21 protein-coding genes are annotated in these 22,634 nt (G+C 59.9%); 12 read left to right on the forward strand and 9 right to left on the reverse strand.

From position 1 onward, the window contains the following. Nucleotides 1–101: 101 nt before the first annotated feature. A complete protein-coding gene (locus WC421_10925; GenBank protein ID MFA5162740.1) occupies nucleotides 102–770 on the forward strand; it encodes a class I SAM-dependent methyltransferase in 669 nt (222 codons plus the stop codon). Between the two features lie 53 nt (nucleotides 771–823). On the opposite strand, the gene WC421_10930 is transcribed toward WC421_10925, so the two are convergent. The 4 genes from WC421_10930 to WC421_10945 are packed head-to-tail and all read right to left on the reverse strand — an operon-like array spanning nucleotide 824 to nucleotide 4,761. After that, nucleotides 824–1,378: a nitroreductase family protein gene (locus tag WC421_10930; GenBank protein ID MFA5162741.1), complete on the reverse strand. Its 555-nt coding sequence runs from the start codon at nucleotides 1,376–1,378 to the stop codon at nucleotides 824–826. Nucleotides 1,379–1,389: 11 nt separating this feature from the next. Next, nucleotides 1,390–2,565: a tRNA guanosine(34) transglycosylase Tgt gene (gene tgt / locus WC421_10935; GenBank protein ID MFA5162742.1), complete on the reverse strand. Its 1,176-nt coding sequence runs from the start codon at nucleotides 2,563–2,565 to the stop codon at nucleotides 1,390–1,392. Beyond that, nucleotides 2,562–3,590: a tRNA preQ1(34) S-adenosylmethionine ribosyltransferase-isomerase QueA gene (gene queA / locus WC421_10940; protein MFA5162743.1), complete on the reverse strand. Its 1,029-nt coding sequence runs from the start codon at nucleotides 3,588–3,590 to the stop codon at nucleotides 2,562–2,564. Before queA ends, tgt begins: the two co-directional genes overlap by 4 nt. Beyond that, nucleotides 3,580–4,761, reverse strand: a complete 1,182-nt coding sequence (locus tag WC421_10945) for a SpoIID/LytB domain-containing protein (GenBank protein MFA5162744.1) — start codon at nucleotides 4,759–4,761, stop codon at nucleotides 3,580–3,582. The genes queA and WC421_10945 overlap by 11 nt, the downstream gene beginning before the upstream one ends. A 122-nt stretch (nucleotides 4,762–4,883) precedes the next feature. Here WC421_10945 and galT point away from each other — a divergent pair, with 122 nt between their 5' ends. From galT to WC421_10975, 6 genes are read left to right on the forward strand one after another with little or no spacing between them, the layout of a single operon-like run. Further along, complete coding sequence (gene galT, locus WC421_10950) at nucleotides 4,884–5,966, forward strand: galactose-1-phosphate uridylyltransferase (protein ID MFA5162745.1); 1,083 nt, start codon at nucleotides 4,884–4,886, stop codon at nucleotides 5,964–5,966. Further along, nucleotides 5,959–7,038 carry a M24 family metallopeptidase gene (locus WC421_10955; protein MFA5162746.1) on the forward strand — a complete coding sequence of 360 codons (1,080 nt, stop codon included), beginning with the start codon at nucleotides 5,959–5,961 and terminating at the stop codon, nucleotides 7,036–7,038. The genes galT and WC421_10955 overlap by 8 nt, the downstream gene beginning before the upstream one ends. Next, a complete protein-coding gene (gene galK, locus WC421_10960; GenBank protein ID MFA5162747.1) occupies nucleotides 7,026–8,102 on the forward strand; it encodes a galactokinase in 1,077 nt (358 codons plus the stop codon). The genes WC421_10955 and galK overlap by 13 nt, the downstream gene beginning before the upstream one ends. Nucleotides 8,103–8,132: 30 nt before the next feature. After that, nucleotides 8,133–10,253 (forward strand): beta-galactosidase, encoded by a 2,121-nt coding sequence (locus tag WC421_10965; protein MFA5162748.1) that lies wholly within the window; start codon nucleotides 8,133–8,135, stop codon nucleotides 10,251–10,253. A 10-nt stretch (nucleotides 10,254–10,263) separates the two neighbouring features. Further along, a complete protein-coding gene (gene galE / locus WC421_10970; GenBank protein MFA5162749.1) occupies nucleotides 10,264–11,241 on the forward strand; it encodes a UDP-glucose 4-epimerase GalE in 978 nt (325 codons plus the stop codon). 56 nt (nucleotides 11,242–11,297) lie between these two features. After that, entirely contained in the window at nucleotides 11,298–12,269 is a 972-nt protein-coding gene (locus WC421_10975) for a hypothetical protein (protein MFA5162750.1), read from the forward strand. 10 nt (nucleotides 12,270–12,279) lie between these two features. Here the strand turns inward: WC421_10975 and WC421_10980 are convergent, their stop codons facing one another. The 5 genes from WC421_10980 to WC421_11000 are packed head-to-tail and all read right to left on the reverse strand — an operon-like array spanning nucleotide 12,280 to nucleotide 18,038. Continuing rightward, nucleotides 12,280–14,253, reverse strand: coding sequence for a hypothetical protein (locus WC421_10980; GenBank protein MFA5162751.1), 1,974 nt, complete (start codon nucleotides 14,251–14,253; stop codon nucleotides 12,280–12,282). 5 nt (nucleotides 14,254–14,258) lie between these two features. Further along, the gene (locus WC421_10985; GenBank protein MFA5162752.1) at nucleotides 14,259–16,286 is read right to left on the reverse strand and encodes a hypothetical protein; all 2,028 of its coding nucleotides are present in this window, start codon (nucleotides 16,284–16,286) and stop codon (nucleotides 14,259–14,261) included. Beyond that, on the reverse strand, nucleotides 16,283–17,203 hold the full coding sequence (locus tag WC421_10990; GenBank protein ID MFA5162753.1) for an ABC transporter ATP-binding protein: 921 nt from the start codon (nucleotides 17,201–17,203) through the stop codon (nucleotides 16,283–16,285). The genes WC421_10985 and WC421_10990 overlap by 4 nt, the downstream gene beginning before the upstream one ends. Further along, on the reverse strand, nucleotides 17,200–17,571 hold the full coding sequence (locus tag WC421_10995) for a GntR family transcriptional regulator (GenBank protein ID MFA5162754.1): 372 nt from the start codon (nucleotides 17,569–17,571) through the stop codon (nucleotides 17,200–17,202). The genes WC421_10990 and WC421_10995 overlap by 4 nt, the downstream gene beginning before the upstream one ends. A gap of 59 nt (nucleotides 17,572–17,630) precedes the next feature. Next, a complete protein-coding gene (locus WC421_11000; GenBank protein MFA5162755.1) occupies nucleotides 17,631–18,038 on the reverse strand; it encodes a hypothetical protein in 408 nt (135 codons plus the stop codon). Nucleotides 18,039–18,183: 145 nt separating this feature from the next. Between WC421_11000 and WC421_11005 the strand changes: the two genes are divergently transcribed. The 5 genes from WC421_11005 (at nucleotide 18,184) to WC421_11025 (ending at nucleotide 22,115) form a co-directional block, all read left to right on the forward strand. Continuing rightward, on the forward strand, nucleotides 18,184–19,275 hold the full coding sequence (locus WC421_11005) for a hypothetical protein (GenBank protein MFA5162756.1): 1,092 nt from the start codon (nucleotides 18,184–18,186) through the stop codon (nucleotides 19,273–19,275). Further along, nucleotides 19,276–19,743, forward strand: a complete 468-nt coding sequence (gene greA / locus WC421_11010; GenBank protein MFA5162757.1) for a transcription elongation factor GreA — start codon at nucleotides 19,276–19,278, stop codon at nucleotides 19,741–19,743. Next, entirely contained in the window at nucleotides 19,740–20,258 is a 519-nt protein-coding gene (locus WC421_11015) for a YbhB/YbcL family Raf kinase inhibitor-like protein (GenBank protein ID MFA5162758.1), read from the forward strand. The genes greA and WC421_11015 overlap by 4 nt, the downstream gene beginning before the upstream one ends. Next, nucleotides 20,255–21,064: a class I SAM-dependent methyltransferase gene (locus WC421_11020; GenBank protein MFA5162759.1), complete on the forward strand. Its 810-nt coding sequence runs from the start codon at nucleotides 20,255–20,257 to the stop codon at nucleotides 21,062–21,064. The genes WC421_11015 and WC421_11020 overlap by 4 nt, the downstream gene beginning before the upstream one ends. A gap of 481 nt (nucleotides 21,065–21,545) precedes the next feature. After that, complete coding sequence (locus WC421_11025; GenBank protein ID MFA5162760.1) at nucleotides 21,546–22,115, forward strand: hypothetical protein; 570 nt, start codon at nucleotides 21,546–21,548, stop codon at nucleotides 22,113–22,115. Nucleotides 22,116–22,634: the final 519 nt, after the last annotated feature.

Here is a 22,634-nt window from a genome sequence, read left to right on the forward strand (position 1 = left end):
GTTGGAGTATGCGCCGGAACACGGAGAAAGAAAGAAGCAGTTATTGAGAATGGACGCGGAACAACAGCAGCTTTACAACATTATCCGTCAATAACCACTGGGTGTCCCGTTGGCGAAGTCAGGAAAATATTCCGCGCGCGTTGCGCAAAATCGCGGATTGGCGCGGCAAAAATATTGCGGAACTGGGCGCCGGAACCGGCAGACTTACGTTGATATTAGCGACTGAAAGCAAAAGCATAACGGCGTTTGACAATTCTACCCAAATGCTGGCCGTAGCGAGGAAAAAGCTTGAAAAGGCCGACATCAGGAACTGGCGGCTCAAACCCGCAGACAACAGAAAAATCCCGTTGCCCAACAATTGCGCCGACATAACCATCTCGGCATGGAGCATAAGCTATCTGGCGCAGGGTGCAATGGCGGATTGGCAGCCTCATGTGGACGCCGCTCTGGACGAAATGAGAAGACTTCTCATCGCAGGGGGGACGGCAGTGATAATAGAGTCGCTTGGCACCGGTAGCCGCAAACCCGCCCCTCCCAACCGGAGACTGGCGGTTTATTACAATTACCTTGAGCGTCAGGGTTTCGCGCGCTCATCCATAAGAACGGATTATAAATTCAAAACCAAAGCCGAAGCAGCCGAACTGGCTGAATTTTTCTTTGGCGAAGAAATGGGCGAGAAAATAAAAAAATCCGGCTCGCGCATTCTCCCCGAATGCACTGGTATCTGGCATTGGCGTAAAACCGGTCTTTCGCGCGCACCTTCAAGATAAAACGCGAACTCGCAACCGCATATCGCGCGGATAACGCCGCAGGTTATCTGATATCAGGCTTTATATCCGTCCAGCCAGGCGAATTTTTCGAAGGGGAGACGGGGGGGGCGGTTTGGCTCGTCGGCGGCCTGCTTTTCGTTCAGCAGCGGGCCGGACGCGGATTTTTTTGCGACCACAATCAGCGCGATTACGTTGAATTCCTGCGGGATGTTAAGCGCGGCGGCGACGGCGGCGGGGTCGTAGCCCGCAATCGCGTGGGCCACAAAACCCAAATCCCAGGCACGCAGTATAAGAGCGGAGGCGGCCATGCCGGTGTCAAACAGGTAATACTCGCGCTCTTTTATGACGCAGTCCAAATCCTTTTTGCTAAACACCGCTATCAGCAGCGGCGCGGCCTGCGCCCACTCGTTGCCCGGCGAGAGCGCGCCATGCAGCTTTTTAAGAACCTGCCCGTCGCGCGCGAACACAAAACGCCAGGGCTGGTTGTTGTAGCAGGAGGGCATCAGCGCCGCCGCCTGCGCAAGTTCTTTAACAAGCTCGTCCGTTACGACCCCTGTTTCAAGCGAGCGGTAAGAGCGGCGCTCTTCCAGTATTTTTTTGAGTTCCATGACATCTCCCCCTAACGCGGTTTTTTTGACTTGCCGAAATCGGCCAGAAAGCGTTTTTTCTCCTCGGCGAAAGTGTTGGTTGCGATGGCGGAGCGGATAGTCTCCATCATCCTGCTGAGAAACCGGATATTATGCAGCGAAAGCAGCCGGTGGCTGAGCAGCTCCCGCGAACGGTAGAGATGGCACAAATAGGCTTTGCTGTATGTGCGGCAGGCAAAACAGTCGCACCTTTCATCCAGCGGGGAATTATCGGCGCGGTACTGCGCGTTTTTTATTGAAATCGGGCCGACGCTGGTCATGGCGGAGCCGTTGCGCGCGTTTCTCGTGGGCCAGACGCAGTCAAACATGTCAACGCCGCGCTCCACGCAGTCCCAAATCTCCGCCGGAGTGCCAAGCCCCATGAAATATCTGGGCGCGGCGTCCGGCAGTTCGGCGACGGCGGCTTCCACGGCGGAGTTCATCTCGTCCGGGGTTTCGCCGACGGAAAGTCCGCCTATGCAGAAGCCGTGGACCGGTTTCTCCGCCATGAACTGCGCGGCGGATTTACGCAGCTTCGGATACACCGAGCCTTGTATTATCCCGAATAAAAGCGGCGTCTCAACGCGCCAGCCCTCCGGCTGCTTTTCTATGCGGTCTTCCGGCACGGTTGCGCGGAAGGCCGACATTGCGCGCAAGGCCCAGCGCTGCGTCATCTCCAGCGATTTTCTGGCTTCATCCTCTTTGGCCGGATTGCGCAGGCAGACGTCCAGGCATGTCCACATCGCGGAACCGATTTTGCTCTGGTGGGAAATCACATTCTCCGGCGTGAACATATGCCGGCTGCCGTCGTGATGGGAGTTGAATTTGGCGCCCTCATCGCTTAATTTGAATATATCGGAGAGGCTGTATATCTGGAACCCGCCCGAATCCGTCAGCACGGGGCCGGGCCAACGCATGAAATCGCTTATCCCGCCGGCGCGTTCCAGAATATCCACTCCGGGCCGCAGGTAAAGATGGTATGTGTTGGACAGCAGGCATTCTATTTTCGCCGACAGCACATCCTGCGCCGAGAGCGCCTTCACGCTGGCCTGCGTGGCCACCGGCATGAAAACCGGCGTCCGCACCGCGCCGCGCCGGGTTTGCAGCAGGCCGGTTCTGGCCTTGCAGGAAGATTCGCGCGCAATCACGGTAAAGGGGCGGTGTATCATAAAATCAGCATCGCATCGCCGTAGGAATAGAACCTGTAGCCGAGGCGCACGGCCTCGCCGTAAGCGGCGTAGAGATTGTCCTCCCCCGCCAGCGCCGCCGCCATGCAAAGCGGCGTGGAGCCGGGAACATGGAAATTGGTTACAAGCCCGTCAACAAGCTTGAATTTGTAAGGCGGATAGATGAACAAATCCGCCCAGCCTTCCCCGGCGGAAAGGCCGCCGTCTACGCAGAAAGTCTCCAGCGTGCGCGAACTGGTGGTGCCGACGGCTATGATTCTGCCGCCGGCGGCGCGGGCGCGGTTTACGGCGTCTGCGGTCTGCTGGCTTACGCTGGCGTATTCCGGCAGCATTTTATGCTTTTCCGGCGCGCCGGAAAGCGGGCGGAAGGTTCCCCAGCCCACATGCAGCGTAACCGGCGCGATTACAACGTCCGCGGCCTTCAATCCGGCGCATAACCCGTCCGTGAAATGAAATCCCGCCGTGGGCGCGGCTATGGAGCCTTCCTCCCGCGCGAAAACGGTCTGATAGCGGGTTTTGTCGGTTTCGCTTTCCGGGGGGGCGCCGGAATTTTTGCGCGCCTTGGCGATATAATGCGGCAGCGGCGGCCTGCCATGCCCGCGCGCAAATTCCAGCGCGTCCGGAACGGAAAACAAAAATATCCACCCGCCCTCCGGCGTCCGTTCCACAGCCTCGGCATGGGCGCCGCTCTCAAAAGTTATTTTCATTCCCGGCCTGGCGTCGCGACAGAGGGCGGCCCAGCGGTCCGGCGCGCCGCAGCGGCGGACCAGCAGGATTTCGGTGCTGCCGCCGCCGGGCTTGCGGCCCGCCAGCCGGGCAGGAAAAACGCGGGTGTCGTTTACTACAAGGCAGTCGCCTTTTTTGAGATATTGCGGCAAATCGCGGAAAAAGCGGTGCGCGATGCCGCCGGAGGAGAGAACCATCAGCCGCGCGCTGTCCCTGGGCTCTGCGGGAGATGCGGCAACCAGCCGCTCGCAGCCCAGCGCGGCAAATCTGTCAAGGTTCATTATGCCAGTTGTCCAGTTTAGCGCCCGGGTAGTAGAATTTCAGGATTTGCTTGTAGCTTTTGCCCGTCCAGGCCATTTTGCGCGCGCCGTCCTGGCACATGCCCACGCCGTGGCCGTAGCCGCGCCCGGAAAACCGGAAGCCGCCGCGCTCCGGCTGGATATGGACTATGTATGTGCTTCTGAATTCCGCGCTCATGCAGGCGCGCAGGTCGTGCATGTCGACATTGACGCCGCCGATATCGGTTTTGAACCGGAGGGTGATTGTCCTGCCGCCGCCGTTGCGCTTGAGCATCCGTATGGATTTCAGCTTCTTTACCGGTATGGAGGCCGCGCGCAGATAATCCAGCAGCTTTTCCTCCGGGACAAAAACCGTCCACGAATAGTCTCGCGAATACTTGCAGTAGGGGCAGTAGACGCCCTTGAGGGGGCGTATCTCGTCGCCGCCCCAGACGGACGGCGTGGTCCTGCCGCCGCAATTGGAATGAAAGAAGGAATGCACAAGCCCGCCTTTCCACATAAGCACCTGCCCGGAGGTGGCGCGGACGGCCTCCATTATCCTCGGGTGGTCCCTGTCGGCGCCGCTGTAGGCCTGGCTGCGAACGTCGGCAGTAAGGTCAAAATCCGCAAAGCGGTTGAGGCTGTACAGCGCATAAGTGCGCGCCACCACGGCCTGGGCCTTGAGGGCATCCTCCGGCCAGTCCTCGCCCATTTCCGCAGGCAGGACGCCGTAGAGATATTCCTCCAGCCCCAGTTCCTCTATGGCGGTTATCGCCTTGTCCGATTTTTTCTTGAAGATTATGCTGCCGCGGTAGCTTCTGTCGTTGACGCGGGTGAACCCGGCGGCCCCGTCCTGCGCGCTTATGCGCACTACGGGGCCGAAAACGTAATCGCCCAGCCGGATGCCGTTCTCGTCCGGGGAGACGGAGAGTTTGGCTCCCGCCGGCAGCGGCTTGCGCGCGCCGGAGGCCAGGTCCACCGCGCTGGCGCCGCTTGCGGCTTCCAGCACGGCGCCCTTCTGCGCCTCCACAATGCCTATCCGTATGATGCCGGAGGCGCCGCCCAGCCCGCCGCCGTCCGCGTCCGCAAACAATGCGGATGCAGAGCCAAGCGCCAGCGCAACGCACAGCGCGGTCCTGGCGGCAGTGCCGCGCCCGCCCGCAGTTTTAAGCAAAAACAATCGCCGTAAAATAGGTTTCACGAGTACACTTTATACCTTTTTCGCACGGGAGCCGCAACACCGCGCGATAGTGTATAATATTACGGGACAGGCGGATTTCGGGGAAATATACCTTTATGAACAAGCTCGGTTTAACCAAGCCGGACGGACGGTACATGTTTTTGTATTCCCGCCGGGAGATACCGCGGGAACTGCGCGCGCCAAGCCCGGACGGAACGCCCGTCAGAGCCGACCCGCATCTGCGCTGGCATCCGCTGCGCGGCGAATGGGTGGCCTATGCCAGCCACCGCAACAACCGCACCTTCCTGCCGCCCCCCGAATATAACCCGCTCGCGCCAAGCCGCCCCGGAGATTTCCCGACAGAGCTGCCCGCCGGAGAATACGACGCGGCGGTTTTTGAAAACCGTTTTCCTTCAATGGCTCCGGGCGCCACGGCAAAACCCGATGTCGGAGTGCCATCCCGCCCGGCGGACGGGGTTTGCGAGGTTGTGGTGTTCACCCAGGACCCCAAGGCCAGCCTGAGCGGGCTGGAACTGGAGCATCTGGAACTCCTCATAGACGTCTGGGCGGACAGATATGCCGAAATAAGCGCCCGCAAAAACATCCAGTACATCATGCCGTTTGAAAACCGCGGCGTGGAAATGGGCGTTACCCTGCACCACCCGCACGGACAGATTTACGCGTATCCGTTTGTGCCGCCCGTCCCGGCGCGGGAACTGGAATTGCAGCGCGAGCACCTTCAGCAGCATGGCCGCGGACTGCTTGAGGATATGGCCGCCGCGGAAATCGCCGGAGGCGGCAGAGTCGTGGCCGTTACGGAATCTGCCGCCGCATTCGTGCCTGTGTGCGCGCGATACCCTTACGAGGTGTGGGTGATGCCCAGGCGGGCCGCGCCGTCGTTTGCGGCGCTGGACGCGCGGGAGCGCAAAGATCTCGCGCGGACGCTGAAAACGGTGCTGATGAAATACGACGCGCTCTGGCAGCGGCCTTTTCCCTATCTGATGGTGTTCCACCAGTCGCCCGTCAACACGCGGGAGTATCCCGAAGCGCATCTGCACGCGCAGATTTATCCGGCGCTGCGCAGCCCCGGGCGGCTTAAATACCTCGCGGGAACAGAGCTGGGCGCCGGCATGTTCGCCAACGACTGCCTCCCCGAGGAAAAAGCGGCGGAACTGCAGGCCGTCAAAGTAAATGTCTGAAATCCCGGCAAAACTGGAGCGCGTGCGCCGCTCAATCGCCGCCGCCGGCATCGGCGCGGTCCGGCTGCGCGGGACGGACTGGTTCAACTGGGCCTGCGCGGGAGCCTCCCACACCGTGCTGCTTGCCGCCGAAACCGGCATAGCGCAGGTATTGATAACTCCCGGCAAGGCCGTGGTTCTCACCAATTCCATAGAAGCCGCGCGGCTCCGCGCCGAGGAGCTGCCCGCCGGTTTTGACATTTTCGCCCCCGACTGGCCCGACGAGGCCGCAACCGATAATTTCGTCCGGGCCGCAGCCGGATATGCGCCCGTGGCCAGCGACCGTCCCGCCGCAGGCGAAGCCGCGCTGCCGGACGGGCTTGCGCGCGTCAAACAGTCGCTGCTGCCGCAGGAGATAGAGCGCTACCGCGCCCTGGGACGCGACGCCGCAGCGGCGATGCGTCAGGCGCTTTCAGAGGCGGAGCCCGGCTGGAGCGAGCTGCTGCTTGCCGGCGCGGGCGCAAGGGCGCTGCTTTCGCGCGGCATAGAGCCCGCGCTGATACTGGCGGGCGGAGAATCCCGCGTTGGAAAATACCGCCATCCCATTGCCACAACCGCGCCGCTGGGCGGCAGGGCGATGCTGGTTTTCTGCGGGCGCAGGCACGGGCTTTACGCGAACCTGACCCGCTTCGTTTATTTCCGCGCCCCTTCGGACGCGGAACGCCGGCTGATGGACGATGCGGCGAAAGTGGAAGCCGCCGCCTTCGAGCATTCCCGCGCCGGAGCCAGCCTCGGGGATATTTTCGGAAAAATCGCCGCCGCATACGCGGACGCAGGATACCCCGGCGAGCAGCTGCGCCATCACCAGGGCGGCACGACCGGTTATCTGTCGCGCGAGGCAGTTGCGCGGCCCGGCTGCGAAGTCCGGCTTGAGCCGCAGACCGCGCTAGCCTGGAACCCCAGCCTTCCGGGCGCGAAAATGGAAGACACCGTCCTCCTCGGCGAGGACGGGCTGGAAATACTGACGGCGGACCCGCAATGGCCCCGCATGGAAATCTCCGGCAGGAGCAGGCCCGATATATGGATAAGATGACGGCGGTTACAGCTTCCGCGCCGGGGCGGGTGAACCTCATCGGCGAGCATACCGATTACAACGGCGGCTACGTGCTGCCCATGGCAATTCCGCAGCGCACCACGGTAAAACTTCAGCCCGTTGCCGGCAGAACTGTCAGGCTTTCCAGCGCCATGGGGGGAGAGGCCTCGGTTTGCGCCTACGAGCTGGGCCGGGAGGAACGCTCCAAAACATGGGCGGATTATATCAAGGGCGTAACATGGCTGCTGGCGCGCGAAAATCACATTATCGTCGGGTTTGAGGCCGCCATCGCCTCGGATGTGCCGATAGGCAGCGGCCTTTCCTCCAGCGCGGCGCTTGAGGTGTCCATGCTGCGCGCGCTGCGCGCGGCCTTCGGGCTTTCGCTTGACGATTTGACCATAGCCCGGCTGGGCCAGCGCGTTGAAAATGAATTTGTCGGCGCGCGGGTGGGCATAATGGACCAGATGGCCTCCAGCCTGGCGGGGCGTGACGCGGCATTGTTTATAGACACGCTGGACCTCAGCCACAGGCGGGTGCCCGTTCCCGAAGGCGCGGAGATACTGGTCATCAATTCGGGAGTGTCGCATTCCAATTCCGGCGGCGGCTACAACACCCGCCGCGCGGAATGCGAAAAAGCCTGCTCGCTGCTGGGCGTCAAACTGCTGCGCGAAATCCCGCCGGACGGCCTTTCCCGCGTTGAGGCATTGCCGGAACCGCTGAACCGCCGCGCTCGCCATGTGCTAACCGAAAACGAACGCGTGCTGCAGGCCGTCCGCGCCATGGAAAAAGGCGATATGGAAACGCTGGGTGAATTATTCCGCCGGTCCCACGTCTCCATGCGGGACGATTACGAGGTTTCAGTCCCGGAGATAGATTTGCTGGTGGACATCGCGTCGCGGCAGCCCGGCGTTTACGGCGCGCGCATGACAGGCGGCGGCTTCGGCGGCAGCATCGTGGCGCTGGCGCGCCCCGGGACCGGCGCAGCCGCCGCAGAAGAAACCGCGCGGGAGTACGGGCGGAAAACGCCGCACACGGCAACGGTTCTGGTCGCGCCCGGTAAATAGCGGGACACCGCAATTCAAAAGGAGCTGAATATGGGAATAAAAAAACTTCTGCCGCTGGCCGCCGCGCTGCTGTGCCTTGCGGGCGCGGCCTCCGCCGCCGGGACCGACCCCAGCCGCGGGCAAATACTGCTGGGCGCGGCATGGTATCCCGAACAATGGCCCCAGTCCCAGTGGGACCAGGACCTCGCCAGAATGGAAGCCGCGCATATCACCGTCGCCAGAATCGGCGAGTTCGCGTGGAGCGCGATGGAACCCTCCGAAGGCGCATATGACCTTGACTGGCTCAACACCGCCATACGCAAGGCCGAGGCGCATCACATTTACATAGTGCTGGGAACCCCGACCGCCGCGCCGCCGGCCTGGCTGACCAGAAAGTATCCCGAAACGTTGCGCATTGACGAAAACGGAAAAACCGCCGCCCACGGCAACCGCCAGCAGTTCTCTTTCACAAACCCCAGATACCGCGAGTTGTCCCGCAAAATAGCGGGCGAGATGGCAAAACGTTTCGGCAACGACCCCAACGTCATCGGCTGGCAGATTGACAACGAGTACTGCCAGCTCTCCTATGACCCGCACACGGCGAACCTGTTCCGGGGCTGGCTGAAGGACAAATACGGCTCGCTGGACAATATAAACAACCGCTGGGCCACACGCTACTGGAGCCAGACATACGACGACTGGAACGAAATCCCGTTTGCCCCCGCATACCACAGCCCCGCGGAGCGGCTGAACTGGGTGTGGGCGGGAACGCCCTCCGCCGGGCCCGACAGCATCAACAACCCCGCCCTGCGGCTGGAAGCAAACCGCTTCGGCAATGTCGTCTGGGCGGACTATCAGCAGAACCAGCTGGACGAGATACGCAAACACGCCTCCCCCGGCCAGTTCATCACCTCCAATTTCCTGGGATTTCTGCTGCCGGCGTTTGACGGCTATCCGGTGGCAAAAAATCTCACACTCGCCGCCTGGGACGATTACATCGTAACCGGCCACGCCGACCCGGCCTACAACGGCCTCCAGCACGACTACACGCGCGGCCTCAAACGCCGGAACTTCTGGGTGATGGAAACCCAGCCGGCCATGGTCAACTGGTTCGCCGTCAACAGCAGCCTGGACAAGGGCGAGACGCGCGCGCTGGCTTGGGAGGCGGTGGGCCACGGCGCGGACGCGGTGTCCTACTGGCAGTGGCGCAGCGCGTTAAACGGGCAGGAGCAGTACCACGGCACACTCGTAGGAGCCGACGGTTCGCCCGTGCCGGTCTATGACGAGGTCAGACAAATCGGCGAGGAATTCGCAAAAGCGGGCAAGCTGATTAGCGGGACCGGCCCCGTGTCCAAAATTGCGTTTCTCTACGCCCCCGAAAACCGCTGGGCGATTGACTTCCAGCAGCATACCGCCGCCTACGACCAGTTCGCGGTCCTGAAAAACTTCTACAAGGCGTTCAGGGACGTGTCGCAGTCCGTGGACGTAATCAATCCCGCAGAGAGTTTTGACGGCTACGCCGTCATCGTCGCGCCCAGCCTGAACATGCTGCCGCAGGAGACGGCGCGGCGTCTGGCCGATTATGTCCGGGGCGGCGGGCGTCTTGTGCTTGGCCCCCGCGCCGCCATGAAAGACGAATTCAACGCCCTGCTTCCGCAGCGCCAGCCCGGCTGGCTGGCGGACGCGCTGGGCGGGCGGGTGGAACAGTTTTACGCGCTTGAGAAAGCCGTTCCCGTCTCCGGCGAGCTGGGAAGCGGACAGGCAACCGTATGGGCGGAGCAGTTGAGCGCCTCCGCCGCCGGCGCGAAGACGCTGCTTTCATACGGCAAGTCCAACGGCTGGCTGGACGGCGCCCCCGCCGTGCTGAGCCGCGATTACGGCAAAGGCGGCATAACCTATATCGGCGCGGTTCTGGACGACGCGCTGCTCGCCTCGCTGGCGCGGCGGCTGGCAGGGGAAAGCGGGGTGAAACCGGCCTTCGGCCCGGTTCCCGAAGGGGTGGAGGTCTGCCCCCGCGAAAGCGAAAACGGACGGATATTCATACTTATCAATTTCGGCGGCGATGAGGCGCGCTTCGCGCTGCCGCGGAAAATGAAATCGCTGCTGACAGGCGAAGACGCAGCCGCGCTGACGCTGCCGCGCTACGGCGTGGTCGTGCTGCTTGACAAATAAGGGGCCCGACATGATACTGATTACCGGAGGCGCGGGCTATATCGGCTCGCATGTCAACAAGCTGCTGGCCAAAAGCGGAATGAAAACCGTGGTCTATGACAATCTCTCCACCGGCCACAGGGAAAACCTGAAATGGGGGGAATTTGTGGAGGGCGACATACTGGACACGGCGCGGCTGGAGCAGGCTCTCCGCGAATACAAGGTTGACTGCGTAATGCATTTCGCCGCGTTCATAGAAGTGGGCGAATCCATGTCCGACCCGGAAAAGTATTACCGCAACAACGCCGCCGGCGCGATATCGGTTTTGTCCGCCATGCGGCGGGCGGGAGTCGGGAAATTCGTATTCTCGTCAACCTGCGCCACCTACGGCATGCCGCTTAAAATACCGCTTACCGAAGACCATCCGCAGAATCCCATAAATGTCTACGGGCGCACCAAGCTGATGGTGGAAAGGGCTCTGGCGGACTTTTCTGCGGCTTACGGTTTCCGCTACGCGGCGCTGCGCTATTTCAACGCCTCCGGCGCGGACCCGGAGCTGGAAACGGGCGAGCTGCACACGCCGGAGACGCATCTTATCCCCAACATCCTGGCTGCGGCGGATTCCGGCGGCGCGGTCGGCATGTTCGGCGACGACTATCCCACGCCCGACGGCACCTGCATACGCGATTATATCCACGTAAGCGACCTCGCCTCGGCGCATATGCTGGCGGCGCAATATCTGGACGGCGGCGGGGCCAGCGACTGTTTCAATCTCGGCAACGGCAACGGGTTTTCCGTGCGGCAGGTGATAGCCGCCGCCGAAGCGGTTACCGGGCGGAAAATCTCCGTAACAAAAAAACCGCGCCGGCCCGGCGACCCGCCCGTGCTGCTTGGCGACGCGTCAAAAGCCGTGAAAATACTGGGCTGGAAACCGCAGTTCGCCGGGCTTGACACCATCGTGCGCACGGCCTGGCAATGGCATAAGAAAACGGCGAAACCGGGAGTTTAGGCCGGATAGCGGATTCCGCGCTATCCAACCGCGGAAAATGGGGGTATACTATTGGTATGCGTATTCTTGCGGCTGTGTTGTTTGTTGTCCTGTCTTCGCCCGGACTGCGGGCGCAGCAGCCGCCCGCGCCCTCTTACCAGCCCGCCTCCGCGCAAAGCCAGGCGCAGTATACATATCAGGAAGACGGCCCCGTGCTGCCCAACGATAATGTGAAACCGCGCCTGCTTGGCGGCATGGATATACAGCAGCGGGTGCCGCAGGATTCCATAGTGGCCTTTTTTCAGGAAATAGACAAGACGGGAGAGACGGTCGCCGCCATATCCGCGCTTGCCGCCAACAAAGATTTCGTGCCCCGGCTGGAGCTTATGAACGCGATATACAATTTCCGGCAACTGGCGCGCGACGTCTTCAATTACAAACTCAAGGACAGGGGGCTGCTGGATTTCCGCCAGAACGCCGACATGCTGTCAAAGGATTTCGACGTGTTGCGCAAAAACGCCCAGCGCGTGGAGGATTCCAAATACCGCGCGCTCATAACCGCGATGTTCGCGCTCAGAAACGCGCCGCGCAACGACGCGATGGCCGCCTCCTACGGCACCCGCGCGCGGGACCTGTTCCGCGCGCGCGCGGAAAGCGCGCAGCAGGCGCTTTCATTGGCCAGGCAGAAACTGGCCTACTCCTCCGGCAAGACCGCGGCGGCCATACGGGAAAATATCACGGAGCTTACCGTGTCGCTGGTGCGCACGGCGGTGGAGGCGTTCAAGGAGGACAGGGGGTTCTATCCCTCCTCCCTGACAAGCCTGTCGCCTGATTACCTCGGAGAGTTGCCGGCGCTGGAAATACCGGGGCACAAGCTGTCCGCCGCGGTGCGCGTCATCACACAGGATAATTACGCCAATCCCGCCGATGCAGTAACCGAAACCGGCGGCTGGGTCTATAACGCCAACACCAAATCCGTGCTGATGGGCACCGTGTTCATAGATTCCGCAAAGCGCGCCGCCTCCGGCAAGCAGTGGTGCGATTTTTAACAAAAACCTCTCAAATACCGCGGGAGCGGCCCTCCCAGTCATAAAACCGGACATCGCCGTCTAAAAACTCGAAAATTCCGGACGGACAGGGCAGCGTGAAATGTCTATATGACCCTCGTATTGCATCAAAATCGGGGGCTTTCCGCATTTTTATGGAGAAAATATTTTTCCCGGCTGCGATGTCATATTTCACGAACTCCGCCGCTTGCTTATCCGTTTCATTCATGAAATACCATATTTGTCCCGCGCGAACGCGCAAAGGGATTCCTCCTCCATCTGTCGGCGGGTTTGTGACGCCGTCCGGCGCGATTGAGTAGCGTTTGTATGCATCTGCCTCTTTATGTGTGAACGAAAAGCCGCCGCCTGGACGCTCGCTTCCCCATAGCAGTTTGACACCTTGCCATATCATGGTTGACGAACCGTCTTCGCGCAGCAATGCCGTGGCCGGCTTGCCGCCGCGACTCTCCAAGCCGATGCCGAATGTCCAGCCGTTCTCCATTCGCATAAATCCGGCGGATTCAAAAAATCCGCACGGTTTGCCGTCGTTCAACCGCCACGTCCGGCTTTTCCCGCCCGGCAGCGCGCCGGAGACGGAACATGTCCTGCCGTCCAGTCGCGGTTGTGGGATAATCCTGTTCCCAACCCACCCGTCCAACCGTTTCCATTGCGGTTTGTCGAACGGCAGAACTGCGGAGAAATCCTCGGATGTTTCACGCGCTTTCCCGGCGGCTCTTTTGACAGATGACTTAGAGACACCCGCCTTAACCAGCGCCATCCCTGTTGCCGTTTTGGCCAGATAATAGTTGTATGAGTAGTATCCGGACAGCGAGGCAATCAGCTTTAGTTTTCCGTCGGGACGTCCGCCGTAAATTTCCGTGTTCGCTCCGGCTGAATACAGCAGCCAAAGCGTGCCGTCGTCCGCGAAAGCATATCTTGTGATGTGGCCCCAGCCGTTTCGCGCTTCAAGCAGCCGGCCCCTGCGCTCCACAAGCAGTGTGCGCGAGCCATCCGGTTTCAGGAAATAAATGCCGCCGAGCGTCCCTCCCGCAAGAGTCCGCGCCGGAACGCCGTCAGCCAATTCGCGCGCCTGCGGCGGCAATCCGTCGTACGGATTTTCCCAAACCGACGCTGAGGGGGGAATCACCGTGTTTTCGAAAGCGCGCACGCCCGCGGACAGCGAGAGCAGCCCGCTTAACGTCGGCAACAACAGGACCAGAACGGCAACGGCAATTCGCGCGGGCGAGAATCCGACAGACCTGCCCATAACGCGGGCAAAATACCATATCCCGGATACCGACCCGGCAAAAGACCCGGCAACCGCCCATATCCAGGCATACGAGGAATAACTCCAGTCATACAGCATTGCGGCCATTGAAAAACCGACGGCGGCGATTGTGCCGGCGTTGAGAATCAATGCCAATGCCGCCGCCGCAACAGCGCCTGTTGCCAGCCAGCCGCTCAAAAAAGCCGATGCAAGCAGCATAAATCCCGCGATGAACGTCTGCCGGAAAAACAACAACGTTTCAACCATGTTTTCCGTATCGGCCATGTCGTGAGAATGATCGCTGGCCCCTATTGAACCGCCCTCTGATAAAAACCAGGCGGCGGCGCACAACCCCACAACAACAAGCAGCAAAAGCATTTGCAATATGCCCGCCGCCGCAAACGCGCCGAATACCCGCTTCTCCGCCGAGACTGGCAGCCCTTCGCTTTCCCGCCATTCGCGCCGGGTAGCGGCGCCTATCGCCCCGCCGAACACAAACGCCGCAAACGGCACGCCGACCGCAAACAGAAACAGCGATACCGCCGCCGGTAAATCTCCGTATTCTTTCGGCGAAATTTTCCCCGCCGCGACAGCGGCAAGCGGCGCCAGCGCGTAAACCGAGGCAAGGCCCCAAAACAGCATTTTGTGCTTGCGCAATTCCAGCTTCACAAGCGCGGCCATTCCGTCAAGACAGATAAAACAGGCGTTTTTCGCAATCATACAATTCACCCCGCCGCCTTAATGTTCACGGAATGCCCGTCCCAGTCGTAGAACCGGACGCCGCCGTTTGAAAACTCAAAAACCCCCGACGGACATGCCTCAAACTCCTTCAACCGGGGCGAAGGCGGCCATACCGTTTCCTTTCCGGCATGCCACCCGTCATGTTTGCGGAATTTGATGGAAAATATCTCTTTTTTCGCCGACAGGTCGTATTTCACAAATCTCGCAGGCGTCTCGCCGGTTTCCTCCGTTACATGCCACACCAATCCGGCGCGGGCGCGCAAAACATCAACAGGATGTAATGTCGTCAGAGGAGGGTTGGCTGTCTCATCCGGGGCGAATGTATAATAGACGCTGTTGCCGGCGGCATGTATCGCGTTTCCTTTTCCGTCCGGCTCCGTCAGTCCCAGCAAGCCAATGCCGCCGCCGGGCAGTTGATGCGGATAGTATGTTCGCCATATCACTGTCGCCGAGCCGTCTTTACGCAATAACGCCGAAGCCGTTTTGCCGTCTTTAGTCAGCACACTGGCGCCGAACAGCCAGCCGTTGTCCGTGTTTATGCGTCCGACGGAGGCGAAAAATTTGCAGGATTTGCCGTCGTTAAGCCGCCAGGTCCGTCTTTTTTCGTTCCGCGAGTCCGATACGGAGCAGGTCTTGACGTCGTATCGTGTGTCCCATTTTGCATAGCCCTGTCGAGCCATGTATTCGTTGACGCCGCCGGCAAACCGCTTCCATTGCGGTTTACCGTCAAAAGGCAGCGCAGCATAAAAGTATTCGTTTTCCTCCGGCCCCGTTCCGGTTTTTTTGCCGGCGGGAACGCGCCGTTTATGCCGCAATAACTCCATGCCTGTATCAGTTCGGACAAGGTTGTAGCTGTTGGGAAAAGATGGCAGCATGGCGGCCAATTTCAGTTCGCCATCCGGACGTCCGCTGTACAATTCGGCGCCGTCCTTGCGGTCAAGCGTCAGCCACAATGTGCCGTCAGCCGAAAAAAGGCATTGCCCCATATAACCCCACCCGCCAACGCCGCCAAGCAACGGGCCTTCGTGTTTTACAAGCAGTATGCGAGAGCCGTCCGGCCTCAGGAAATAAACGTCCTTGCGGGCATCTCCGGCAAGGCCTTGCGCCACTACGCCGTCGGCTTCGCCAATTTCGGTTTTTCCGAGGAAGGGATACGACTCATAAAACCTGGGCATCAGCGCGTTTTTCAAGCCGCGCATCCCGCCCGCCAGCGCAAGCAGCCCGCCCAGCAGCGGCAGAGCCAGAACCAGCGCTGCCCCCGCGGCGCGCGCGGGCGAAAGCCCCGCCGACCTGCCTGAGGTGCGCGCAAAATACCATACTCCCGCCAGTGAAACCGTTGCCGCAATCAACGCCGCCCACACTCCGGCACGGGAATAATACAGACCATCGTTGACGACATTAATCCGGAAGGCGAACAGCACAGCCAGCGCCGCGCCGGAATTCGCAAGCAATGCAAGCGCCGCGCCGACCACGGCGCCGCCGGTAAGCCAGCTCATCAGGAAAGCCGACGGCAACAGCGCAAACGCGGCCAGCGCGGGCGCGGCACCAAGCGGTATCATCCTCAAAAACGGAGACTGCCCCAGACCGCAGTAATAAGCGAAAGCGGCAAATTCCGGACTCCCGATTTTGGCGGCATAACCGCTGGCACAAGCCGCAATCATAACGCACAGCAGGGCAAGAAATATCGCTGCCGCGAAAAGGCCGGCAAACAATCGACTCGTCGGAGCAACGGGCAATGATTCATCTGTCCTCCAGTCACGCCGCGCCGCCGCGCCCATAGCCGGACCTAATACCAACGCGGCAAACGGCACGCCCGCAGCAGCCAGAAGCAATACCGCCGCCGGAGCAGAATCGGCCCATTGTTTCGACAATCTGCCCGCCGCGACAGCGGCAAGCGGCACCAGCGCGTAAGCTGCGGCAAGCCCCCAGAACAGCAGTCTGTGCTTGCGCAATTCCAGCTTCACAAGCGCGCTGATTTCGCGCAGCCGGACAAAAACCGCGTTTAAGGTCATAGAATTTCTCCTTTTACGGAGAGTCCGCTTCCGTTGCCGCCCAGCGACAAAAGCGCGGCCAGAATTTTTGCGAACCCGAGCGGCTCTTCCTGCGCATTTTCCAGAACGCCGCTTTCATGAACCGCTTTTATTGCGGCATCGTCCAACGCGGCGAAAGCCAGAAGCGGCAGCTCGCTTTCAAGCGGAACAAGCAGAGGCGATTGCGGCATTTGCGCGCCCTGCCTTGCCCTGCCGGTTATTCTGCGCGCCGACGCGGACAATCCGTGCGCGTCGTATATGCCGGCAATCCGCCCTCCGGACAAAAGCAGGATATCATCCAGAATTCCCGCCATATCCTCCAGCCGGTGGCTGGCGACAAGTATTGTCTTTCCCTCGGACGAGAGCTCCTCTATAAGCCGGCAGAGCAGTTGCTCCCGCGCAAGGGCGTCAAGCCCGCTGGCAGGCTCGTCCAGAATCAACACATCGGGATTATGCGCGGCGGCGCAAACCCAGGCGATTTTCGCCGTCTCGCCCTTGCTGGCTTTGCCGGCGCGCAGATTCAAGTCAAGACCAAGCCTGCGGGCCAGCGCGGCAGCTTTTTCATGGTTCCACGTCGGATAAAATCTTGAACGGAAGGCGAAAATCTCGCCCGCCGTCATAAACGGCTGGAATGCCGGACGCTCCGGTATATACCCCGCAGCGAGCCGGACCTTACCGCCTGAGTCTGCCTCGACGCCGGAGACTTCCGCGCAGCCCTCGTCCGCCGCCGTGATGCCCAGCAGGATTTTTATAAGGGTTGTCTTCCCCTGCCCGTTCAGCCCCAAAAGCCCCGCCACGCGGCCCGGCTCAATCTCAAAATCAACACCGCGCAGCACGGATTTTCTGCCGAAACTTTTACGCACCCCGGCGGCTTTCACCGCGAAATTATGAGCGGTCATTTCTCCTCCCTGCGGCATTTGGAAATTTCAACGTCTATGTCGGCCCACGAAAGCCCGGCGCGCCTGGCCAATTGAAGCGCTTCGGCGAAACCGGCGGCGGCTTCCTTTATTATGCGCGCGCTTTTGCGCGGCGCCTCCGCCGAGATGAAGGCCCCCTCGCCCCGGCGGGCTTCCAGAATGTTTTCCAGCGTAAGCTCGTGCATCGCGCGCGCAACGGTGTTTGGGTTCACCTTAAGCTCCAGCGCCAGCGCGCGCACGCTGGGCGCCTTGTCGCCGGGGCGCAGCAGCCCGCGCGCGACAAGGCCTTTTACGGCGGATTTTATCTGCTCGTTTATCGGCACGGGCAACGCTGGATCTATTTTAATCATCGCGGCTCCTTGCAGCCTGCCGGAAACCGGGGTTTCCGGCAGGCATCGCCTTTATCCAATCAGTAACGCCAGGCGTTGGCGTAATCCCATGCCGGTTTGACGGTAAGCGCGCAAATCTCCACGGCATAATTTTTCAGCGACACGGACGCCTCCCTGTCTTTCCGCGCGGTGACAGCCGTCGCGGCCTCTACATTGCCGTGAGCGTCATAAACCGTAACATCTATTTTCGCGGAATCCGCGTTTGTAGGGCTTATTCGCATTGATAATTTTCCGTTCGGCAGCTCGACGATGTTTTCCCTGCCTTCCGGGGTCGCTATCTCGCCCTTGGCCTTGTGTCCGCCGGCCACAAGCGAATACTCCAGCGAATAATTCAGCGAGATATCCGCGCCGCCGCCCGCGCCGGCGCGCATGGCGCACAGGCCCGCCGCCAGCAATGCCGCGGCTGCGATTATCGTAACTTTTTTCATGTCCTTTTTTCTCCTTTAGCTTTCCGTTTTGCCTGGCGCCATGTGTACTAGCGTGCCAGTACACTGATATTATAGCAGGTTCGGGAAAGTTGTCAAGCGCTTTGTGAATCTATCGGACACCCGCCCAAATTCATATAATTTCAGAATGATGCGCGCGTTTGTTTTCGCTGCAGCGCTTTTTGTTTTTTCGGAAGGCGCGATGGGGGGGGAATATGAACTGATGAATCCGCCCCCGCCGCCCAATACCCGTTTTGACAACGGCAGACTTTCAGTCAGCTTCGGCCCGTGGGCGACTGTGGGGCGGGACCATGTGCAAACCTCCGCACCGTACAGGCCGTTTTACCAGCCGCCGGCGGAAGGCGGCGGCAGCGCCGGCACCAGCCTGGATTTCAGCGGCATAGACTGCGTGTGGTACATGCTTTCCGCGGAGCTGAAACTCAAGCACGGGTTCTCGCTGGGGGCGGAATACGGCTTTGCCGGGGTGGACGACGGACCGGGATATATTCACGACTGGTACAGCCGCCCCGGCGGGGATTTGTACTTCACCCCCTCGCCGAATCCGACGGTCTGGCACAACCCCGATATGCGCGATTATTCCGCGGTCCGCGCGAAACTGGACGGTTCCTCCAAAATAGCCTCTGCGGCGGTTTATTACCGGCTGCTTTACCATACGGTGGACACTTTCGGCTACAGGCGCGGGCTGGGGACGCTGGACCTGTTTGTGGGATATTCCGGCTACAGCGACTCGCTTCATCTGACCAACGGCAGCCAGCTGCTGTCGGACCAGCCGGACACAAAATCACCGCCTTATAAGCCGCCGACAGAGGTCGGCCCGATATCCGGCATGAACTCGCATTACAATGTCCGCTGGGAAGGCATGAAAATAGGCGCGCGGGAAAGGCTTATAATCCGCCCCAGATGGTCGCTTTACGGCACGATAAGCTGGTGGCCCGGCATGAAATACACCGGGGAAGGCTACTGGAACTGGCGCACCAACGGCGCGCAAAACGTGCTCTATACCGCCGACGGAACGCAGATTGATTATATGGTCTCGCTCTCCTACGCCTATTCCCGGCGGGTAAGTTTTGAGGCGGGCTACAGGGGGATAGAGTGGTACAGCCGCTCCGGCACCGGAACGATACGCAACACGGACGGCACCGTCTACGCCGTAAACGTTGACAGCGCCCAATCCTCGCGGAAAGGCTGGTTCTTTCATATCACGATACGGGGAGGTTGAATGGAAACCGCATATATAACGCGCGAGGGTTATGAAAAACTCCGCAACGAGCTGGACAATCTGCGCAAGGAAAAAGCCGAGCTTTCCGCCGAAATAGGCGAGGCCGCCTCCCAGGGCGATTTGCGCGAAAACGCGGCCTACACCTACGCCAAGGAAAAACAGGCCGTAACCCTGCGCCGCATTGAGGAACTGGAATCCCGGCTGCGCGGCGCACGGCTTATAGACGACGTGAAGGTGGACAAGACCAAAGCCTGCATAGGCGCGACCGTAACCCTGCAAACCCCCGACGGCGCGCAGACGGCCTACACCCTCTCCGGCGCGGACGAGGCGGACCCGGAGCAGGGGAAAATATCGGTCAGTTCTCCGATGGCGCTATCCATACTGGGGCGCAGGGAGGGGGACAAATTCACCGCAACCCTGCCCAAGGGTTCAAGGGAATTCACCGTCGTCAGGATAGAATACCGATGAAGGCGTCCGCCGCGCTTGTTTTCTGCCTGGCCTGCTTCGCCTGCGCACGGCAGAGCGGGGCGGGAGGCACGGACGCGCTGTCCGCGGAAGGCCCGGCTTTCGCCGGCGGAATCATACCGGACGAATACGCCTGTAACGGCGGGAATAAATTCCCGCCGCTGAAACTGGGCGGCATTCCGGCAAAGGCAAAATCACTGGCCGTCATAATGGACGACCCGGATTCTCCGTCCGGCACATGGCTGCATCTGGCGGCGTTCAACATAGCCGTCTCCTCCGCCGTTTTAGAGACAGCCGGCGCACCACAGGGCGCGGTCTACGGCAAGAACGATTTCGGAAACGACCGTTACGACGGCCCCTGCCCTCCGTCGGGGACGCACCGGTATGTTTTCCATGTATGCGCGCTGGACTGCATACTGCTGCTTGAGGCCGGAGCCTCCCGCCGCGACATTGAGTCCGCCATGAAAGGCCATATCCTCGCGCGGGGAACGTTGACGGCAAAATACACAAAAAGATGAGCGACCCGCGTTTTTCCTTCGGACGCAACTGGCTTAACTTCGCCGCAAACGCCGTGGACGATTCCGTCATAGAGGACTCCCGGCGCAGCCTGCTGCGTTTTCTGCCGGCGGAGGATTTCCAGGGCAGAATTTTCGTGGACGCGGGCTGCGGGAGCGGCATATTCTCGCTGGCGGCGCTGCGGCTGGGCGCGGCAAAAGCCGTAAGCTTTGACTATGACGCGCAAAGCGTGGAGGCGGCCACGCTGGTCAGGAGCAGGTTCGGCGCGGATATGGCCGCCCGCTGGGATATTTTCCGGGGCGACATACTCGCGCCCGGCCTCAACATCAAAGGGGATATCGTCTACAGCTGGGGGGTCCTGCACCACACCGGCGGAATGTTCCGCGCGCTTGAAGCGGCGCTGGGCATGTCCAATCCGGGAGGGCGGCTGGCCGTGGCGCTCTACAACAAAACGCCGGCGGCGCCGTTCTGGACCGCCATGAAAAAGTTTTACAATTTCCACCCGGCGGCGCGTCCGTTCATGGAGGCCGCCTGGGGAACCGCCGCCTGCGCGGCTTACGCGGCGCGGCGCGGGACACTGAACCTGCGGCGCGAGCGCGGCATGAATGTCTTCTACGACGCGGTTGACTGGATAGGCGGCTGGCCATACGAATGCGCCTCTTTTGCCGAAATACAATCCTTCATGGAAGCGCGCGGCGCCGTTTTGGAAAAAGAGGTTACCCGGCTTGCAATCCCCTCCGGCAAGGGCCTGCTGGCGAAAATATCCCCTTCCTGCACCGGCTGCAACGAATTTCTGTTCAGACGCTAAAACACCATGCAGGGAGACGGTTGAGAACAATGCCATGTTTATGACGGAGCGTAAAAACATGTGGATGACAGCAATCGCAATTGCTGCTTTCCTCTGTGCGCAACCGCGGACCGTTTGTGGTTCAGAAAACGCCAGCGGCGAAAGGCCATCTGTGCGCATTGACGAAAACAGTGTGCCGCGTTTGCTTGGCGGCCCCAATGCGGAAATTCAAACTGTCCGCGCGGAAGTTGTCTCTAAAAAAGAAGCCGAAGCCGCCGAAGCTGAGCTTCGGGAGTACAGGGAGAAAATCCTTCAATCGCCGTTCGCATTTTACCTGGGAACACTGCCTGCTGTATATATCAAGAGCATGCCTTCTGCCAGTTCGGAAACTATCAGGGGCGGAAAGGTGAGCCATTTCACCGACAGGGAATTAAATCCGCCATTCAAGATAGGTTTGCCTGCCAAGGGATTTGTCAACGGCAAAATAACTTATAAAGGAAAAATGACCGGACTTGCCTGCGTTGATACTAGTGAATTCATGGCCGAGTTTACCCCCAAGCCCAAAGCCGACGGCAGGGGATTTTTCAATAATGAAACACAGTTGTTTGTGCTGTCGCAATCCGCGCCCGCGCTGAAGCAATGGCGGGAACTTTCCTCCGCCGAATGTACTGAAATAACCGGCAGCGAATTGGCGAAACTAAAAAAAGCCGTCATAGAATTTTACAGCGCATCACCGGAAAAAATTGGAGACTTTGACTGGGAAAATGACACGAAACTGACGATGATGGAATACATGCGCAAGAAACTTTCCATCAAAGCATGGCGTTTTCAGGCGAAGGGGGCGGCTCCGCTTGTCGTGCTGAACGGATTTTCCGGCAAGACTCCTTCTTTTATGGCGATAGCCGACGGCGGCAAAATAAACCAATTTTTGTCCCGGCACTCGCTTGAGCAGGCTGTTAACTTCAACGGCTCGCTGGCGTTTATAGTGCGCGGCTGGGAATGGGAATCCGATAATATATGGCAATGCCTTGTTTTTGACTCTCCGGTCGCAAAACCGTTTATCTGTTTTTAACCTGAATGTTTCAGTTGGTTGCGAGGACCGAGGCGAAAAAGCGCAGAATAATGCCGGACAAAATTATCCGCGCGCGCTTCACAGCACGAAAGGATAGTTTTGTGAAGGCAGTATGAAGCGATTTTTCGCCGAATCCCGCAACCAACTGAAACTTTCAGGTTAATTTCACTGTATTGGGAGAACCCGCATTGTTATAGGCTTAAAATCACGAAACCGGAAACAGGCTCAACGACTTTTAACCACGAAACACACGAACCACACGAAACACTGCGATCGCAAAAAAGGAAAAAACACCGACGGAGGAACTTCGCAATGTTTGCTTGCCGTTGTCTTTGTCGTCTTTCGTGTGTTTCGTGGTTAAAATCCCCGGTTTTAGCCGTAAAACGGCTGGTTTAACCTGAAAACTTCAGTTGACTTCTAAAAACAGGGCACGGTTTCGTATCATCTATTTGCCAATGGAGGATAGAAACCGTGCGCATACAAACTACCACATTACAGACCAGCAAGCCAATAACCCTG

This window comes from Elusimicrobiales bacterium (genome assembly GCA_041651175.1).
Lineage (GTDB): Bacteria > Elusimicrobiota > Elusimicrobia > Elusimicrobiales > Elusimicrobiaceae > JAQTYB01.

Coding starts and splice junctions, on each gene's coding strand:
- WC421_10985 (MFA5162752.1), bottom strand. CDS start 16,286: ATGACCTTAAACGCGGTTTTTGTCCGGCTGCGCGAAATCAGCGCGCTT.
- galE (MFA5162749.1), top strand. CDS start 10,264: ATGATACTGATTACCGGAGGCGCGGGCTATATCGGCTCGCATGTCAAC.
- galK (MFA5162747.1), top strand. CDS start 7,026: ATGGATAAGATGACGGCGGTTACAGCTTCCGCGCCGGGGCGGGTGAAC.
- WC421_11015 (MFA5162758.1), top strand. CDS start 19,740: ATGAAGGCGTCCGCCGCGCTTGTTTTCTGCCTGGCCTGCTTCGCCTGC.
- WC421_10980 (MFA5162751.1), bottom strand. CDS start 14,253: ATGATTGCGAAAAACGCCTGTTTTATCTGTCTTGACGGAATGGCCGCG.
- greA (MFA5162757.1), top strand. CDS start 19,276: ATGGAAACCGCATATATAACGCGCGAGGGTTATGAAAAACTCCGCAAC.
- WC421_10995 (MFA5162754.1), bottom strand. CDS start 17,571: ATGATTAAAATAGATCCAGCGTTGCCCGTGCCGATAAACGAGCAGATA.
- queA (MFA5162743.1), bottom strand. CDS start 3,590: ATGAACCTTGACAGATTTGCCGCGCTGGGCTGCGAGCGGCTGGTTGCC.
- WC421_10930 (MFA5162741.1), bottom strand. CDS start 1,378: ATGGAACTCAAAAAAATACTGGAAGAGCGCCGCTCTTACCGCTCGCTT.
- WC421_10955 (MFA5162746.1), top strand. CDS start 5,959: ATGTCTGAAATCCCGGCAAAACTGGAGCGCGTGCGCCGCTCAATCGCC.
- galT (MFA5162745.1), top strand. CDS start 4,884: ATGAACAAGCTCGGTTTAACCAAGCCGGACGGACGGTACATGTTTTTG.
- WC421_10975 (MFA5162750.1), top strand. CDS start 11,298: ATGCGTATTCTTGCGGCTGTGTTGTTTGTTGTCCTGTCTTCGCCCGGA.
- tgt (MFA5162742.1), bottom strand. CDS start 2,565: ATGATACACCGCCCCTTTACCGTGATTGCGCGCGAATCTTCCTGCAAG.
- WC421_11000 (MFA5162755.1), bottom strand. CDS start 18,038: ATGAAAAAAGTTACGATAATCGCAGCCGCGGCATTGCTGGCGGCGGGC.
- WC421_10990 (MFA5162753.1), bottom strand. CDS start 17,203: ATGACCGCTCATAATTTCGCGGTGAAAGCCGCCGGGGTGCGTAAAAGT.
- WC421_11025 (MFA5162760.1), top strand. CDS start 21,546: ATGACCGGACTTGCCTGCGTTGATACTAGTGAATTCATGGCCGAGTTT.
- WC421_11020 (MFA5162759.1), top strand. CDS start 20,255: ATGAGCGACCCGCGTTTTTCCTTCGGACGCAACTGGCTTAACTTCGCC.
- WC421_10965 (MFA5162748.1), top strand. CDS start 8,133: ATGGGAATAAAAAAACTTCTGCCGCTGGCCGCCGCGCTGCTGTGCCTT.
- WC421_11005 (MFA5162756.1), top strand. CDS start 18,184: ATGATGCGCGCGTTTGTTTTCGCTGCAGCGCTTTTTGTTTTTTCGGAA.